Genomic DNA, 16,759 nt, shown 5'->3' with positions numbered 1-16,759 from the left:
CGTTGAAAGTATCGGTTGATATGAAAGATACTGTTTCTCATTAACGCCCGATAACCTCTCTTACTGGCTGTTCCCCAATCATGCTGACTTCACCCATGTCGGGCCTGCTGGCAAGTTTCCAGGAGCACTACGACGACCTGCTGCAGTTTCTGACGCGGCGCATGAGCGACCGCCAGCGCGCGGCCGACGTGGCGCAGGAAACCTACCTGAAGCTGGTGAACATCGACGAGCAGGCAGTGCCGGTGTTGCACGCGCGCAGTTTCATCTTCCGCGTGGCCGGCAACCTGGCAATTGACGCCTTGCGCCGTGAGCAACGCATCGCTGCCAGCCACGACGACAGCGACGGAGCCTGTGAGGTGGCCTGCCCGGCACCGGCACCCGAGGCGGCGTTGCTGGCCCGCGAGCGCTTGCAGATTCTTGACCAGGCGCTGTTGCAGTTGCCCGACAATGCCCGCCAGGCGCTGTTGCTCAACCGTGTCGAGGGCCTGACCCAGAAGCAGGTCGCTCAACGCCTGGGGGTTTCCGAGAGCATGGTGGCAAAGTACATCGGCCAGGCTCTGCGCCATTGCCGCGGCCGGCTGAAGCAGGCGGGTGTGGCAGCATCGGTGGTGTTGCTGGTCGCCGCCGTGGCGGGTTGGCAGCAAGCCCCGATGCTGCTGGCGGATTACCACACCGCCGTGGGCGAACGGCAGATCATTACCCTGGCAGATGGCACACGGGTGACGCTGAACAGCGCCAGCGCCTTGAGCGTGGCGTTCAGCGAGCATGAGCGGCGTGTGGTGCTCGATGCGGGTGAGGCACTGTTCGAGACCGCTGATGATTCACGGCCGTTTGTGGTCGAAACGGCCGGTGCGCGGGTGCAGGGCAATGCTGCCACCTTCAGCGTGCAGCGCGATGGCCACGTCGTGTTGGCTCGCGGTGAAGCCAAGGTGGGTGAACATGAACTGGCGGTGGCGGCCGATGCCGTCACGCAGATGGCCTGGCAGCGGGGCAAGCTGATCTTCAACGGCAAGCCGCTGGGGCAGGTGCTGATGGAGCTTGAACGATACCGGCATGGGCGCATTGTGTTGTCCGACAGCAAGCTGGCTGCGATGGAGGTGAGCGGGGTGTTCGACCTGGATGAACCTGAGGCTCTGTTGCGGACGTTGGAGCAGCGATATGGCCTGAAGGTGACCTACCTGCCATGGTTGGCCGTGGTGCATTGATGAGCTTGTGCCGTCCTCTTAGCGGGCTTGCCCGTTCCTGCACAGGTCGCACGATATTCAGGCGGGCGCATTCGTTGTAGGAGCGGGCTTGCCCGCGAAGAGGCCGGACAGAAATAAAAATATTTTTCATTTGGCACTGCAAGTTCCTGCAAGCCAGATCGTCGTAGTGAGACTGATCAGCAACCCATTCTCATTTACGACTTGTCAGGAAGCTCATTCGTGCCTCTGATGCTCAAGCCCTTGCACCGCCGTTGCGGTCCACTTCACCATGCCTTGATGTCTTGCAGTGCCTTGGCCCTGTTGCTCGGCCCCCTGCACGCTGGGGCTGCGACAACTGCCGAACAGACCCAGATGCAGGCCCGCCAGGTCCAGCTCAACCTGCCCACCCAGCCGCTGGACCAGGCGCTGACCACCTTCGCCGACCAGGCCGGCCTGCACCTGCTGTACACCACAGGCGATGTCGCCGGCCAGGTCAGCCCGGCGTTGCAGGGCAACTACAGTGTCGAGCAGGCCCTGCAGCAGTTGCTGGCCGGCAGTGGCATGAGCTGGCAGTTCAGCGAGGCTCGCACCATCACGCTGAGCAAGGCCGCGGCCGCGCCGCAGGCGGTCAACCTCAAGCCGATCGAAGTCAGCGTAGCCTCGCGCACCAGCACCGCAATCAGCGAAATCCCCGGAACCGTCTGGGTAGTGGACCAGCAGCAATTGCGTGAGCAGATCGACAGCGGCGTCAGCCTGAAGGAAGCCATCGGCAAGCTGGTGCCGGGCCTTGACCTGGCGCCGGAAGGGCGCACCAATTACGGCCAGAACATGCGCGGGCGCAACGTGCTGGTGATGATCGACGGGGTCAGCCAGAACAGCTCACGCGGCCTGTCGCGCCAGTTCGACAGCATTTCGCCGTTCAACGTCGAGCGCGTCGAAGTGCTGTCTGGCGCCAGCGCCATCTACGGCGGTGGTGCCACCGGCGGCATCATCAACATCGTGACCAAGAAGGGCGAACCCGGCCCGGCGCGCTTCGAGACCCAGTTGGGGGCCAGCAGCGGTTTCAACAACAGCGACGACCTGGCTACGCGCTTCGCCCAGTCGGTCAGCGGCGGCAACGAGCGGGTCAATGCCCGGTTGGGGGTTTCCGGTGAGCAGAACGAAGCCTTCTACGATGGTGCTGGCGACCAGATCTTCATCGACAACACCCAGACCGACCTGCAGTACAACCGCACCATCGACGTACTCGGTACCTTGGGCCTGCAGCTGAACGACCAACAGAGCCTCGACCTGTTGGCCCAGTACTACGACTCGGGCAACCACGGCAGCACGGGTATCTACTTCCCCAACCTGAACTACAACGCGCCATCCGACCTGGAAGACGCCGAGCTGCGCAGCGGTTATTCATCGGACCTGGAGCCGCGCACGCGGCGCCTGCTGCTCAATGCCAATTACCACCACACCGACGTGCTGGGCCAGGACTTCTACCTGCAGGCTTCGTACCGCAAGGAAGACGACAACTTCTACCCGTTCCCGTACTACAACCGTGCCACACCCACCGGCTCGCGCGGGGTGTACTTTGCCGCCTCGCAGCAGAACTTCGAGGTCACCAGCCTCAAGGGCCTGTTTGCCAAGCAGTGGGATACGCTGAAGCTGACCTACGGCGTTGACCTGGACCGCGAGCGCTTCAACGCCGAGCAGACCACCTTCAACGCCCAGACTTCGTCCGAGTCGGGTGGCCTGGAGCTGGAAAAGGACAGCAAGGCCGCACGCTACCCCAGCTACCGGGTGGATGGGGTGTCGGTATATGCCCAGCTGGACTGGCATGCCACTGACAACCTGACGTTGTCCGGTGGCGCCCGGCGCCAGCAGATGGACGTGGACGTCAGTGACTTCAAGGGCGTGCCGGGCGGCAGTAACGACTATCAGGTCAACCTGTTCAACGTCGGTGCCATCTACGACTTCAAGAACGGCCACCAGGTGTGGAGCAACTATGGCGAAGGCTTCGACCTGCCTGACCCGGCCAAGTACTACGGCAAGCCGGGCCTGAGTGTCGCCGATAACCCGTTGGCCGGTATCAAGAGCCGCCAGGTGGAATTGGGCTGGCGCTATGCCGACCTGGACTGGGATGCACAGGCAGCGCTGTACTACATCTGGTCGGACAAGATCATCAACGTCGATTCGCAAACGCTGACCATTGACGTGGAAGATCAGAAAAGCCGCGACTTCGGCTTTGAAGGGGCACTGACCCGGCACTTCCAGACCGGCTGGGAAGCTGGCGGCACATTGCACATGACACGCTCCGAGGAAGAGGCCGCCGACGGCGGCTGGATCAAGCGCGATGCCCGATATGCTTCGTTGTCCAAGGCCACCGCGTTCGTCGGCTGGAAGGCCGATGGCCGCAGTGCACGGTTGCAGGCCAACCATGCCTTCAGCCTGAAGGACGATGCCGATCACGAGATTGACGGCTACACCACCTTCGACCTGCTGGGCAGCCAGGACACCGGTTTCGGCACCTTCAGCGCCGGTATCCAGAACCTGCTGGACAAGCAGTACAGCACGGTATGGGGACAGCGCGCGACGTTGTTCTATTCGCCGACCTACGGGCCGGCGTATCTGTATGACTACCAGGGGCGCGGGCGTACCTACACGCTGAGCTGGAGCATGGCTTACTGATGGTGGTGGCCTGAACGGGCCTGTTCGCGGCGGCAACGATGAACGGCGGGTGGGTGAACGGCGGGTGGAGATTGGCCAGCAGGGCCGGCCTCTTCGCGGGTAAACCCGCTCCTACACGACGGCCCGTGCCCAGCCACCGACAGGTGTCCACCACCGATCCGGTGTAGGAGCGGGTTTACCCGCGAAGGGACCGATTCAGGCAAACGCCGCCAGCAAATCCTGCGCAAATACATGGGCTGCCTCGCCAACCCCCTGTGCCCGGTGCCGGGCCAGGGTGAACGGCACCCCAAAATCAAGCTCAGGGTCCAGCGCCCATAACAGCCCCTCGGCCTCCCAGGCCTGTGCACAGTGGCATGGCAAGTAGCCAATATGCCGTCCCGACAGAATGAACGTCAGCACGCTTTCGATCTGCTCCGCCACTGCCGTACTGCGTCTGCTCTGGAACGGTTCGCCCCCTTTGAGAAAACGGTACGGATGGCGCACCTGGTCCATGTCCAGCAACCGCTCAAGCCCAACATCCGTTTCGCCGTACAGCACATGCCCCTTGCCGCAATACAGCCGCTGTCGCTCGGCGAACAAGGGCTGGTAATCAAAGGCCGCCTGGTTGCCGGAAAAGTAGCTGATGGCATAGTCCAGCCGCTGCTCCAGCAACAGCCGTTCCAGTTCCGCCGGCGGTGCACTGACTAGCTCCAGTTGCACCGATTCCTCTCGCCTGCGAAATGCCGCAATGGCCGCCGCCAGTTTCAGGCTCACCGCCTTGTCCTGATTTTCCGCCATGCCGATGCGCACAGTTCCCAGCAGCCGCCCGGCAACGCCGTTGGCCTGCTGGCGAAACTGCTCGATGTTCAGCAGTAGCCCACGCGCCGCGTCCAAAAGCAGTTCACCTTTTTCCGTCAGGCGAAAACCACCTTTGCCGCGGCTGCACAGGCGGTAACCCAAGCGTGCCTCCAGTTGGGCCATGCGCTGGCTGATGGTGGGCTGGCTCAGGCCCAGCACGCCTTGAGCGGCGCTGAAGCCACCTGCCTCGACTACAGTGACGAACAGCCGCAGCAAGTGCAGGTCGGGATCATGGACTTGTCCGAGCATTACATTGCTCCTGATGAATGTCAGCTTTGCAAACTTGCCATTGGTGCAATGTAACCCGGCTGGCATGCTCGCGGCATCCACCCATTTACCGAGGTGTCCGCCATGCGTCGATCGTTGTGCCTTTTGTCTCTGGTTCTGGCCCTGCCGCTGCAGGCCGAAGAAAAGGTCGTCAACCTCTACAGCTGGGCCGATTACGTCGCCCCGCAAACCCTGCAACGCTTCGAACGGGAAACCGGCTACAAGGTGCGTTACGACACCTTTGACACCCCCGAGGTACTGGAAACCAAGCTGCTGACTGGTGGTAGCGGCTATGACGTGGTGGTGCCGTCATCCACCGTGCTGGCCCGGGCGCTCAAGGCCAATGCCCTGCAACCGCTGGACGCTCAGGCCATGCCTGGCTACGGCAACCTCGACAAGGACCTGCTGGGCAAACTGGCCGAGGTTGACCCCGGCAACCGCCATGCTGTGCCGTACACCTGGGGCACGCTGGGCCTGGGGGTAAATGTGGAGGCGGTACGCCAGCGCCTTGGTGATGTACCGCTGGATAGCCTCGACCTGTTGTTCAAGCCCGAGTACGCCGCCCGCCTGAAGGGTTGCGGCATCGCCATACCTGACTCGCCCCAGGAGGTGATCGGCGTAGCCCTGAACTACCTGGGCAAGGACCCTTACAGCCAGAACAAGGGTGACCTGGCTGCCGCGCAGAACCTGCTCAGCCAGTTGCAGCCGTCGATCAGCTACGTCGCCAATGGCCGGCAGATCAACGACCTGGCCAATGGCAGCGTGTGCCTGGCGCTGACCTACAACGGCGATGCCGCGATGGCCGCCGACCAGGCCCGCCGTGCCGGCAAGCCGTTCGAGGTGATCTACCGCATCCCCCGCGAAGGCACGCTGGTATGGCAGGACAACCTGGTCATCCCCAAGGACGCCCCACACCCCGAGGCCGCCCGGGCGTTCATCGCCTTCATGCTCAAGCCTGAGTCGGTGGCAGCGCTGACCAACACGCTGTTCTTCGCCAACGCCAACCAGGCTGCCACACCGCTGGTGGACGAAGCGGTGCGCAACGACCCGGATATCTATCCGTCGGCCGAGGTGCGTCAGCGCCTGTATGCCGACCGCAGCATGGCCCTGACCGACCTGCGCCAACGCAACCGTCTGTGGACCGCCTTCCGCAGCCGGCAGTAGCCCATGACAATCAAGGAGCCCGACCGTGGACCAAGCCGCAAGCAACGACCAGGCAATTACCCGCGATAGCCTGTATGGGACCGCCGCAGAAAGCACCTACGCCGGTGTTGTCAGTTTTTCCCGCCGCCGCTACAGCCGCGACTTGCGCGGTGTGGATGTGGTGGTCAGCGGTGTGCCGTTCGACACGGCCACCAGTAACCGCCCCGGCGCGCGTTTCGGGCCGCGGGCGATTCGTGCGGCCTCGGTTCAGCAGGCCTGGGCCCGCCACTGGCCGTGGGCGTTCGACCCGTTCGACCACCTGGCGGTGATCGACTATGGTGACTGCCCCTTCGACAGCGGCACGCCGCAGTCGGTACCGGACAGCATCGAGGCCCATGCCGAGCATATTCTGCAGGCGGGGTGCGCCATGCTCACCCTCGGTGGCGACCACTTCATCAGCTACCCGCTGCTCAAGGCTCACGCCCGCCGCCATGGCCCGCTGGCGCTCATTCATTTCGATGCGCACAGTGACACCTGGCCAGACGAGGCGGGCAAGCGCATCGATCACGGCACCATGTTCTGGCATGCCGCCCGCGAAGGCCTGGTTGACCCGGCCCACTCGGTACAGATTGGCCTGCGCACGACCAATGACGACAGCCAGGGCTTTGCCATTCTCGACGCCAGGCAAGTGCACCGCCAGGGCACAGAGGCGGTGATTGCGGCGATTCGCCAGCGGGTGGGCGAGCGGCCGGTGTACCTAACCTTCGACATTGACTGCCTCGATCCGGCCTACGCACCCGGTACCGGAACGCCTGTGTGTGGCGGGCTGAGCACGGTGCAGGCGCTGGAGATTCTGGGTGGGCTGCGTGGCATCAACCTGGTAGGCATGGACTTGGTGGAAGTGGCGCCAGCCTATGACCATGCCGATATCACTGCTTTGGCCGGGGCAACCTTGGCCATGGAGATGCTGTGCCTGTATGCGGCGCGGCACAAGGTGGACAACGGCCAGTAGATTTTGCGGCCATTCGCGGGCAAGCCCGCTCCCACACGTGTCTCACAGGGCCAGAAATCTGTGGGTGACCGTGGGAGCGGGCGCGCCCGCGAATGGCTGCAAAGCAGCCCTCCGAGGCCCATACTGAAACATCAGGAATCATCTCCACCCGCATTCACACTTTTGCCGCGAACCCCTCGCGCCTTAGGCTATCAAACCCACCAGGCGCGGCATTTTCGTACAGGAGGTGAAGCATGACCCCGACATTGCCCATCCTGGCCCTCGGCCTGGCCTTGTGCCTGCCCGCGCACGCGGCGGCGCAGCAGCCCGTGCAACGTGCTGCCGGCAACAATAACCCTTACAACAGCCCGATCCAGCGGGTCAACCCGAACAGCCGTCAAGGCAGCATGCCGGCTGCGCCACCGGTACGTGGCCCGTCCACCGACCCGTACCAGCGCCCACCCACCCTGGACAACCGTGGCATCGGCAACGGCGACAACCTGCGCCGTCAGCAGCAAACCCCGAACCTGGAACCCACCCGGCCACCCCGTGACAACCCACGTGCGCCGTAAAACCACTTGAAAGGAATCCGGCATGCTTCGAGCACCCTGGCTGGCCACCCTGGCTGCTGCCGCGCTACTGCCCTTGTGGGCGCATGCGGCGGCCGAACAGCGATTTCCCAGCGAAGAAGGTACCTTGATCGTCAGCACGCTTGCCGATGGCCTACGCAACCCTTGGGCCCTGGCCTTCCTGCCCGGCGGCAAGGACATGCTGGTGACCGAGCGGGCGGGCAACCTGCGGCTGGTCAATGCCGAAGGCAAGGTTGGCCCGTCGATCAGTGGTGTACCCAAGGTCTGGGCCGAAGGCCAGGGTGGCTTGCTGGATGTGGCGCTGTCACCGGAGTTCGGCAAGGACCGCACCGTTTACCTGTCCTACGCCGAGGAGGGTAGTGACGGCAAGGCCGGTACTGCGGTCGGCCGCGGGCAGCTGTCCGAGGACCGCGCCCGGCTGGAGAATTTCACCGTGATTTTCCGCCAGCAGCCCAAGTTGTCGGTGGGTAACCACTTCGGCTCGCGGCTGGTGTTCGACCGCGACGGCTACCTGTTCATCGCCCTGGGCGAGAACAACCAACGCCCTACTGCTCAGGACCTGGACAAGTTGCAAGGCAAGGTCGTGCGTATTCTGCCGGACGGCGAAGTGCCCAAAGACAACCCCTTCGTCGGCAAGGGCAACGTGCGCCCGGAGATCTGGTCGTACGGCCACCGTAATCAGCAAGGCGCCGCCCTCAACCCCTGGACCGGCCAGCTGTGGACCCACGAGCACGGCCCGCGCGGTGGTGATGAAATCAACATCCCAAAGCCTGGCAAGAACTATGGCTGGCCGATGGCGACCCACGGCATCAATTATTCGCTGCTGCCAATCCCCGAGGCCAAGGGCAAGCATGTGGACGGCATGATCGACCCGCACCATGTCTGGGAAAAGTCACCGGGTATCAGCGGCATGGCGTTCTACGACAGCCCGAGGTTCAAGGCCTGGGACCACAATCTGTTCATCGGTGCGTTGGCCACTCAGGAATTGATCCGCTTGCAACTGGACGGCGACAAGGTGGTGCACGAAGAGCGGTTGCTCGGTGACCTGAACGCGCGTATCCGTGATGTGCGGGTGGGGCCGGATGGTTACCTGTATGTCCTGACCGATGACAAGGACGGCGCGCTGCTCAAGGTAGGCCTGGCCGACTGACGCGCGCCTGCACCGAGGGTGACAGTCGGGTAGAATGCGGCCATGGCCATCGACCCCCAATCCCTCTACCAGCAAGCCCTGAGCACTCGGGGCTACGTTGCTGATCCCGCCCAGGCCCGCGTCGTCGAGGCCTTGCAAGGCTGCTTCCAGTCCCTCGAGCAGGGCCGCCCCACCCAGGGCCTCTACCTCTGGGGCCCGGTCGGGCGCGGCAAGACGTGGCTGATGGACCAGTTCCACCAGTGTCTGCGCATACCGAGCCGGCGCCAGCACTTCCACCACTTCATGGCCTGGGTGCATCAGCGCCTGTTTCAGCTCAACGGTACCGCCGACCCGCTGCTGGCCCTGGCGGCGGAGCTGGCGCGGCAAATCCGCGTGCTGTGCTTCGATGAACTGTTCGTCAACGACATCGGTGATGCGATCATCCTCGGCCGCCTGTTTCAGGTACTGTTCGATCAGGGCGTGGTGATTGTTGCCACTTCCAACCAGCCGCCCGAGCAGCTCTACCGCGATGGCTTCAACCGCGAGCGGTTCCTGCCGGCCATCGCCGCCATTGGTCGTCACATGCAGGTACTGCCGGTAGCGGGCGAGCAGGATCACCGCCTGCACCCCGGTGAAGCGCGGCAGCGCTATTGGGTAGCCGAGGCAGGGCAGGTCAGCCAGTTGGCCGAGGTGTTCCGCCAGCTCAGCCCCGAAGACGCCGGCACCGATCAGCCCTTGGTTATTGGCTCAAGGCACATTCACGTCGTGCGGCGTAGTGAGCAGGCTATCTGGTGTCGTTTCACCGATCTGTGCGATCAACCCCTGGCCGCCATGGAGTTCATGGCCTTGTGCGACCGTTTTCCCTCGATTCTGGTATCCGGCATTCCGGCGCTGGGCGGGGAACAGCGGGCGGGGCGTATTGCCCGTGGTACCGAAGATGGCGCGGCGAGGGTAGTGGCGGGCGACCGTGAACTGCCTGCGCTGTCGCCCAAGGACGATGCGGTTCGCCGCTTCATTGCCCTGGTCGACGAATGTTATGACCGCCGGGTGGCGTTGTACCTTGAGGCACAGGTGCCGCTCGATGCCCTCTACACTCAAGGGTATCTGGCGTTCCCGTATCAGCGCACCCTGAGCCGGCTACGGGAGATGCAACTGCAACGCTTCGCCTGAAAAGGAGCCGACCATGCAGCCGTTATCGCATCATCTGCTGACCCAGGCCTATAACAATGGCTGGGCCAACCACCGCCTGTACAAGGCCTGCCTGCAACTGACCCAGGACGAGTTCGTCGCCCCGCGTTGCAGCTTCTTCCCGTCGATCAAGGCCACCCTCAATCACTTGCTGACGGTGGATTGGTTTTACCTGCATATGCTGGAGTGCGAGCAGCGCGGCGAGCAGCCCGATACCGACGGCGAACGCTTTTTCGACCCGGAACAGCCGTTTGCCACCTGTACCGACCTGCATGCCGAGCAGGCCCAGGCTGACCACCGTTTGATCGCCTACTGCCGGGGGCTGAGTGATGGCGACCTGGGCCGCTATGTGAGCGTCGTGCGGCCTGATCGGGTGCAGCGCGAGCAGCGGCTGCGTTTGCTGGCGCATCTGTTCGAACATCAGGTGCATCATCGTGGACAGGTGCACGCGATGCTCAGTGATACCGCGGTCAGGCCACCTCAGCTGGATGAGTTTTTCTGCGAGGAAGAGGCCGAATTGCGGGCGGGCGACTTTGCCGAGCTGGGCTGGACAGAAGCGCTGGTCTGGAACGTGTAGAGGAACCCTGTGGCAGCAGCGGGATTGCGCAAAGTTCCAAAGCCTGCGCGCTCCCACAGGGGACCAATCATTGGCTCACTTGCCCAGCCATTCGATCAGGGTGCGATTGAACCGCACCGGTTCCTCGATTTGTGGCGCATGCCCCATGCCTTCGAAGGTGATCAGCTCACCTTTGGGTATCAGCTTGGCCACCTGCGGCCCTAGCTCGGCATATTTGCCCAGCTTGGCCTTCACTTCCGACGGCGCGATATCGCTGCCGATGGCCGTGGTGTCCTTGTCGCCGATCAGCAGCAGGGTTGGCATCTGCAGGTGCTTGAACTCGTAGTACACCGGCTGGGTAAAGATCATGTCGTAGATCAGTGCCGAGTTCCACGCCACCGCTTCATGCCCGGGCCCTTTGTTCAGGCCCACCAGCATCTGCACCCAGCGTTCGTATTCAGGCTTCCAGCGCCCGACGTAATAGGTTTTGCGTTCATAGGCGCGTACGCCTCCGGCGTCCAGCTTGAGCTCGCGGGCATACCACTGGTCCACGGTGCGGTAGGGCACGCCCAGGGCTTTCCAGTCCTCCAGACCGATCGGGTTGACCATTGCCAGGCGTTCCACCTGCTGTGGGTACATCAGCGCATAGCGGGTGGCGAGCATGCCGCCGGTGGAGTGGCCGAGCACAATGGTTTGCTTTACACCCAGCTGTTCGAGCAGGGCATGGGTGTTGTCGGCCAGTTGCTGAAAGCTGTACTGGTAATGCGCCGGTTTGCTTGACGTACAGAAGCCGACCTGGTCGGGCGCGATGACCCGGTAGCCGGCCTTGCTCAAGGCGTCGATGGTGGTTTCCCAGGTGGCGGCGCAGAAGTTCTTGCCGTGCATCAGCACCACGTTGTGGCCGTTGGCCTCGCCCTGGGCGGGCACGTCCATGTAGCCCATCTGCAGGGCCTGGCCCTGGGACTTGAAGTCGAAATGCTTGAGGGGGTGCGGGTAGCTGAAGCCTTCGAGCTGGGGGCCGTAGGTAGGCGACTCGGCAGCGATGGCCGAACTGCCGGCAAGGCAGGCCAGGGCCAGGGCGGTTGCGCGCAGCATGGGGGCACTCCGTGTTGGGCCAGGTAGGAAGGGGCGACTGTAGCAGGCAGTGGACCACGCGAAACCTGAAAGGTGTTACCAGGCGTGAAACCAGCCCAGGGTAATCATCGCAAGCACTGCATAGCGGCCAGCCTTGGCCAGGGTCACCAGCAACAGGAAGCGCCAGAACGGCTCACGCATGATCCCGGCGATCAGCGTCAGCGGGTCGCCGATCACCGGCATCCAGCTGAGCAGCAGCGACCATTGCCCCCAGCGTTGGTAGCGCTGCTGCGCACGCGCCAGCTGGGCAGCGCTGAAAGGAAACCAGCGTTTGTCGCGCAGGTGCTCGATGGCCCGGCCCAGCAGCCAGTTGACCACCGAGCCGAGCACGTTGCCCAGGGTGGCTACCAGCAGCAGGATCGCCCATGCCTCGGGCTGGCGCAGCAACAGACCGACCAGCACGGCCTCTGATTGCAGCGGAAGCAGGGTGGCGGCACCAAAGGCGCTGAGAAACAGCGCCCCCAGGCTGAGCATCAGTAGTTGGCGACCACGGTGTCCTGGCCATCCTGGGTCACCCCGATGACCTGGTAGGCATCCTTGTGGTCGCCCATTTCCATGCCGGGCGAGCCCATGGGCATGCCTGGCACGGCCAGGCCCTTGAGGTCGTTGCGCTTGGCTAGCAGGCGCACCTGCTCGGCCGGCACGTGGCCTTCGACGAACTTGCCGTCGATCACCCCGGTGTGGCACGACGCCAGGCGCGGCGCCACGCCCAGGCGTTGCTTGACGGCGCTCATGTTTGGCTCGACGTGGTCGTTGACGGTAAAACCGTTGTCACGCAGGTGGCTGATCCAGGCCTTGCAGCAGCCGCAGTTGGGGTCGCGGTAGACGTCGATGGTCTCGGCGGCCTGGGCCAGGCCGGTGACGGCCAGCAGGCTCAGGGTCAGCAGGTGTTTGCGCAGCATGGTGAAGCACTCCTTTAAAAACGCAGGCGGATACCGGCGACCAGGCGGGTCTGGCCCAGGTCTTCGCCGTCTTCGCGGGCCTGGTTGGCACGCGAGCCGTGCAGGCGGTTGAAACTGAGCCCGACGTAGGGGGCGAAGCCGCGCGTGATCTCGTAGCGCAGGCGCAGGCCCACCTCGCTGTCGGCCAGCCCCGCGCCTTGTTCGCGCCCGGCATCGTTGCGCCCGTAGAGGTTGGCCTCCAGGGTCGGCTCCAGTATCCAGCGGTTGGTCAGCAGCATAGCGTAAGCGGCTTCCAGGCGCAGCGCGGTCTGTTGCCGCTCGCCTGCATAGGCGGTGGCTTGCAGCTCCAGGCCGTACAACGGTGTGCCCTGGATGCCGAAGGCGGCCCAGGTTTGGCCACTGGCAGGCTTGAAGTCCTGGCGTACACCGGCCACCAGTTCCCACCACGGGCTCACGGCATGGCCCCACAGCGCCTGCAGCTCGGCCTTGTGGGTATTGCCCTGTTCGCGTTCGCCTTCGGTGCGCAGCCACAAGCGGTCGATATCGCCGCCGACCCAGGCGGTGGCGTTCCAGTTCAGGGCGCTGCTGCTCTCGAAGTTCTGGTATTCGAGCTTGTCCACGATCACTGCCCAGTTCAGCGCCCGGTCATGCACTGGGTGCCCTGGCAATGGCGGGAAGGCGGCGCGGCGGTCGGCGTCGGTGATGACAGGCAGGGGTGTGCGAGGCTGGCTGAGGAAAGGCTGGCCATGGCCCATGCTTTCATGGTTCATGGGCATGGCCTGATGGCCCATCTGGCCGTGGTTCGCGTGTTCGAAACCCGCGGCCATCGCCCGTTCACTGGCGAGCAAGGTCAGTAGCGTCACGCCTGCCACGATGCTGCGGTTGCGGGTGTCATTCATCGACGCGTACCTCGCGGAGCATGCCGCTCTCCATGTGGTAGAGCAAGTGGCAGTGGTAGGCCCAGCGGCCCAGCGCGTCGGCGGTCACCCGGTAGGTGCGTCGGCTGCCGGGCGGGATGTCGACGGTGTGCTTGCGCACCAGGAACTGGCCATGCTCGTCTTCCAGGTCGCTCCACATGCCGTGCAGGTGGATGGGGTGGGTCATCATGGTGTCGTTGACCAGGGTGATACGCACGCGCTCACCGTAGGTCAGCCGCAGCGGTTCGGCGTCGCTGAACTTGATACCGTCGAACGACCAGGCGAAGCGCTCCATATGGCCGGTCAGGTGCAGCTCGATGTCACGCGATGGCGGGCGGCCGTCCGGGTCGGGGTAGGGGCTGCGCAGGTCGGCGTAGGTCAGCACGCGGCGACCATTGTCACGCAGGCCTATGCCAGGGTCGGCCAGGTTGGGACGCGGTGCCATGCTCTGCATGTCCACCAGCGGGTTGCCGGTTTCACTGACCGGGTGTTGCTGCATGGCCGACATGGCGGCGTGGCCCATGCCGGCCATGTTGCCGTGGTTCATGCCGGGCGGGTTACTGTGGTCCATGCCCGCCATGGCATCCATACCGCCGTGGCCCATGTCCTCCATGCTCAGCACTGGGCGTGGGTCGGGGGCAGGCACCGGTGCCTGCAGCCCGGCCGCACGGGCCAGGGTGCCGCGGGCGAAGCCGGTGCGGTCCATGCTTTGGGCGAACAGGGTGTAGGCGGGTTGGTCACCCACGGTCACCAGCACGTCGTAGGTCTCTGCCACGGCAATGCGCACTTCATCCACGCTCACCGGGGTCACCGGCAAGCCGTCGGCGGCGATCACCGTCAGCTTCAGCCCGGGGATGCGGAAGTCGAAATAGGTCATGGCTGAGGCGTTGATCAGCCGCAGGCGCACGGTTTCGCCTGGCTGGAACAGGCAGGTGAAGTTGCCTTGTGGTGGTTGGCCGTTGAGCAGGTAGGTGTAGGTGGCGGCGCTGATATCCGCGAGGTCGGTTGGGCTCATGCGCATGCGCGCCCAGGCCGTGCGTTCGGCGACGGTGGGGCTCCAGCCGTTTTCGGCCACGTCATCGATGAAGTCGCCAACCGTGCGCTTGTGGAAGTTGTACGCGTCGGACTGCTTCTTCAGCGTCGCCATCAGCTGCTCCGGCGCCTGGTCTGACCAGTCGCTGAACAGCAGCACATGATCGCGCTGGTAGCGGTGCGTTTCGGGCTCGCGTGGCTCGATCACGATCGCCCCGTATACCCCGGCTTGCTCCTGCAGCCCCGAATGGCTGTGGTACCAGTAGGTGCCGCTCTGGCGCAGGGTGAACTGGTACAGGTAGTCGCCGCCGGGCTCGATGCCAGCGAAGCTCAGGCCAGGCACGCCGTCCATGTTGGCCGGCAGGATGATGCCGTGCCAGTGGATCGAGGTGTCCTGCGCCAGTCGGTTGCGCACGCGCAAGGTCACGGTGTCACCTTCGCGCCAGCGCAGCAGTGGGCCGGGCAGGCTGTTGTTGACGGTCAGTGCGGTACGCGGCCGGCCTGTGATGTTGACCGGGGTCTGGCCAATGAACAGCTCGAAATGCTGGCCGGCCAGGTCTCGGCCTTCGGCGGCCTGGGCCAGCGGGCGCCACAGCCCCAAGCCCGCCAGCGTGCTGGCGGCGCCCAGGCCTTTGACAAACGTACGGCGGGAGGGGTTGCGCAACATGGCGTGGCCTCATGCAGAAGAGCCACGATGTTCGCTGCCGCCGGCTGTCAGGTAGCTGAGGTGCACATTACAGTGTTGTCAGCTTGCTGCTTCGTCGATGCGGAGGTCGCGCATCAGCAGGCCGTAGTCGAGGGCAACCTGTTCCGGAATCGGCAGGTACACCACATGGCCATCGCCCGGTGCGACCTCGATGGCGTGCTGCTGGCGGTTGTGCAGGCGGTGCAGGTCGAAGTGGTAGTTACCGCGCGGGGTCATCAGCTCCAGATGGTCGCCCACGGCGAAGCGGTTCTTCACCTTGACCTCGGCGAGGCCGTCGATACGCACGCCGGTCAGCTCGCCAACGAATTGCTGGCGTTCGGACACCGAGTTGCCCCGCTGGTAGTTCTGGTACTCGTCGTGCACGTGGCGGCGCAGGAAACCTTCGGTGTAACCGCGCTGTGCCAAGGATTCGAGGTTACCCATCAGGGCGCGGTCGAATGGCCGTCCGGCCACCGCGTCGTCGATCGCCTGGCGATACGCCTGCACCGCACGGGCACAGTAGAAGTGCGATTTGGTGCGACCCTCGATCTTCAGCGAATGCACACCCATCAAGGCCAGGCGCTCGACGTGCTGGATGGCGCGCAGGTCCTTGGCGTTCATGATGTAGGTGCCGTGTTCATCCTCGAACGCCGGCATTTCAGTGCCGGGGCGGTTGCTTTCCTGCAGCAGGAACACCTGGTCGGTGGGGGCACCCAGGCCCAGGGTGGGCTGCACTTGGCGCACGATGTCACCGGTGGCGTTCTCGGTGGCTGGTGTGGCGTCGTATTTCCAGCGGCAGGCATTGGTGCAGGTGCCCTGGTTGGCGTCACGCTTGTTGAGGTAGCCCGACAGCAGGCAACGGCCGGAATAGGCCATGCACAGGGCGCCGTGCACGAACACTTCCAGTTCCATGCCCGGCACCTGCTGGCGGATTTCCTCGATTTCGTCCAGCGACAGCTCTCGCGACAGGATCACCCGGCTCAGGCCAAGTTGCTGCCAAAACTGCACGCTCGCCCAGTTGACGGTGTTGGCCTGCACTGACAGGTGCACCGGCATCTGCGGGAAGTGCTGACGCACCAGCATGATCAGGCCGGGGTCGGACATGATCAGCGCGTCCGGCGCCATCTCGATCACGGGTGCCAGGTCTTTGAGGAAGGTCTTGAGCTTGGCATTGTGCGGGGCGATGTTGACCACCACGTAGAAGCGCTTGCCCAAGGCGTGCGCCTCCTCGATCCCCAGTGCCAGGTTGGCGTGATCGAACTCGTTGTTGCGCACCCGCAAGCTGTAACGCGGCTGGCCGGCGTAGACCGCATCGGCGCCGTAGGCAAACGCGTAGCGCATGGTCTTGAGAGTGCCGGCGGGGGCCAGCAGTTCGGGCTTGGCAGTAGGGTTCATGTGCGCACCGGGGCAAAAAGGCGGCGATGCTAGGGGCGATGGACAAGGTGCGTATTGATTTGCGTCAAGAGAGCGCGGCACTTTTGTCCAGGTGCGGTGCACTAATCACTCATAAGCCATGTGAGGAACTGCG

The 16,759-nt window shown here is 64.0% G+C and carries 15 protein-coding genes; 8 read left to right on the top strand and 7 right to left on the bottom strand.

Features of this window, described 5'->3' with window-relative positions:
- The first annotated feature begins 80 nt into the window (after nt 1-80).
- Nucleotides 81-1,205 (top strand): sigma-70 family RNA polymerase sigma factor, encoded by a 1,125-nt coding sequence (locus QCL51_RS16520; RefSeq protein ID WP_028697587.1) that lies wholly within the window; start codon nt 81-83, stop codon nt 1,203-1,205.
- Nucleotides 1,206-1,433: 228 nt separating this feature from the next.
- Nucleotides 1,434-3,860: a TonB-dependent receptor gene (locus QCL51_RS16515; protein ID WP_338444895.1), complete on the top strand. Its 2,427-nt coding sequence runs from the start codon at nt 1,434-1,436 to the stop codon at nt 3,858-3,860.
- Between the two features lie 195 nt (nt 3,861-4,055).
- On the opposite strand, the gene QCL51_RS16510 is transcribed toward QCL51_RS16515, so the two are convergent.
- Entirely contained in the window at nt 4,056-4,946 is an 891-nt protein-coding gene (locus tag QCL51_RS16510; RefSeq protein ID WP_028697589.1) for a LysR family transcriptional regulator, read from the bottom strand.
- 102 nt (nt 4,947-5,048) lie between these two features.
- Here QCL51_RS16510 and QCL51_RS16505 point away from each other — a divergent pair, with 102 nt between their 5' ends.
- The 6 genes from QCL51_RS16505 to QCL51_RS16480 all read left to right on the top strand — a co-directional run bounded on the left by QCL51_RS16505 (nt 5,049) and on the right by QCL51_RS16480 (nt 10,582).
- Nucleotides 5,049-6,128, top strand: a complete 1,080-nt coding sequence (locus QCL51_RS16505; protein WP_338443760.1) for an extracellular solute-binding protein — start codon at nt 5,049-5,051, stop codon at nt 6,126-6,128.
- Nucleotides 6,129-6,153: 25 nt separating this feature from the next.
- On the top strand, nt 6,154-7,119 hold the full coding sequence (gene speB, locus QCL51_RS16500) for an agmatinase (protein ID WP_021785367.1): 966 nt from the start codon (nt 6,154-6,156) through the stop codon (nt 7,117-7,119).
- 233 nt (nt 7,120-7,352) lie between these two features.
- Complete coding sequence (locus tag QCL51_RS16495; RefSeq protein ID WP_021785366.1) at nt 7,353-7,670, top strand: hypothetical protein; 318 nt, start codon at nt 7,353-7,355, stop codon at nt 7,668-7,670.
- Nucleotides 7,671-7,692: 22 nt separating this feature from the next.
- Nucleotides 7,693-8,838 (top strand): PQQ-dependent sugar dehydrogenase, encoded by a 1,146-nt coding sequence (locus QCL51_RS16490; protein ID WP_021785365.1) that lies wholly within the window; start codon nt 7,693-7,695, stop codon nt 8,836-8,838.
- A gap of 42 nt (nt 8,839-8,880) precedes the next feature.
- On the top strand, nt 8,881-9,987 hold the full coding sequence (gene zapE, locus QCL51_RS16485; RefSeq protein WP_021785364.1) for a cell division protein ZapE: 1,107 nt from the start codon (nt 8,881-8,883) through the stop codon (nt 9,985-9,987).
- Between the two features lie 13 nt (nt 9,988-10,000).
- The gene (locus tag QCL51_RS16480) at nt 10,001-10,582 is read left to right on the top strand and encodes a DinB family protein (protein WP_021785363.1); all 582 of its coding nucleotides are present in this window, start codon (nt 10,001-10,003) and stop codon (nt 10,580-10,582) included.
- Nucleotides 10,583-10,657: 75 nt separating this feature from the next.
- Here QCL51_RS16480 and QCL51_RS16475 read toward each other — a convergent pair whose 3' ends face one another.
- From QCL51_RS16475 to yegQ, 6 genes are all read right to left on the bottom strand, one after another.
- Entirely contained in the window at nt 10,658-11,656 is a 999-nt protein-coding gene (locus QCL51_RS16475) for an alpha/beta hydrolase (protein WP_021785362.1), read from the bottom strand.
- A 75-nt stretch (nt 11,657-11,731) separates the two neighbouring features.
- Nucleotides 11,732-12,169 (bottom strand): YqaA family protein, encoded by a 438-nt coding sequence (locus QCL51_RS16470; RefSeq protein WP_003248912.1) that lies wholly within the window; start codon nt 12,167-12,169, stop codon nt 11,732-11,734.
- A complete protein-coding gene (locus QCL51_RS16465; protein WP_003248913.1) occupies nt 12,169-12,597 on the bottom strand; it encodes a DUF411 domain-containing protein in 429 nt (142 codons plus the stop codon). Before QCL51_RS16465 ends, QCL51_RS16470 begins: the two co-directional genes overlap by 1 nt.
- Before the next feature lie 14 nt (nt 12,598-12,611).
- Complete coding sequence (locus QCL51_RS16460) at nt 12,612-13,496, bottom strand: copper resistance protein B (RefSeq protein ID WP_021785361.1); 885 nt, start codon at nt 13,494-13,496, stop codon at nt 12,612-12,614.
- The gene (locus tag QCL51_RS16455) at nt 13,489-15,213 is read right to left on the bottom strand and encodes a copper resistance system multicopper oxidase (RefSeq protein ID WP_021785360.1); all 1,725 of its coding nucleotides are present in this window, start codon (nt 15,211-15,213) and stop codon (nt 13,489-13,491) included. The genes QCL51_RS16460 and QCL51_RS16455 overlap by 8 nt, the downstream gene beginning before the upstream one ends.
- A 78-nt stretch (nt 15,214-15,291) precedes the next feature.
- Nucleotides 15,292-16,626 carry a tRNA 5-hydroxyuridine modification protein YegQ gene (gene yegQ / locus QCL51_RS16450; protein ID WP_135192762.1) on the bottom strand — a complete coding sequence of 445 codons (1,335 nt, stop codon included), beginning with the start codon at nt 16,624-16,626 and terminating at the stop codon, nt 15,292-15,294.
- Between the last annotated feature and the right edge of the window lie 133 nt (nt 16,627-16,759).

Origin of the sequence: Pseudomonas sp. LTR0 (assembly GCF_036630035.1) — a bacterium.
Taxonomy (GTDB): domain Bacteria; phylum Pseudomonadota; class Gammaproteobacteria; order Pseudomonadales; family Pseudomonadaceae; genus Aquipseudomonas; species Aquipseudomonas putida_Y.
The sequence above is the reverse complement of the archived record's forward strand: the minus strand, read 5'-3'. Positions and strand labels throughout refer to the sequence as shown.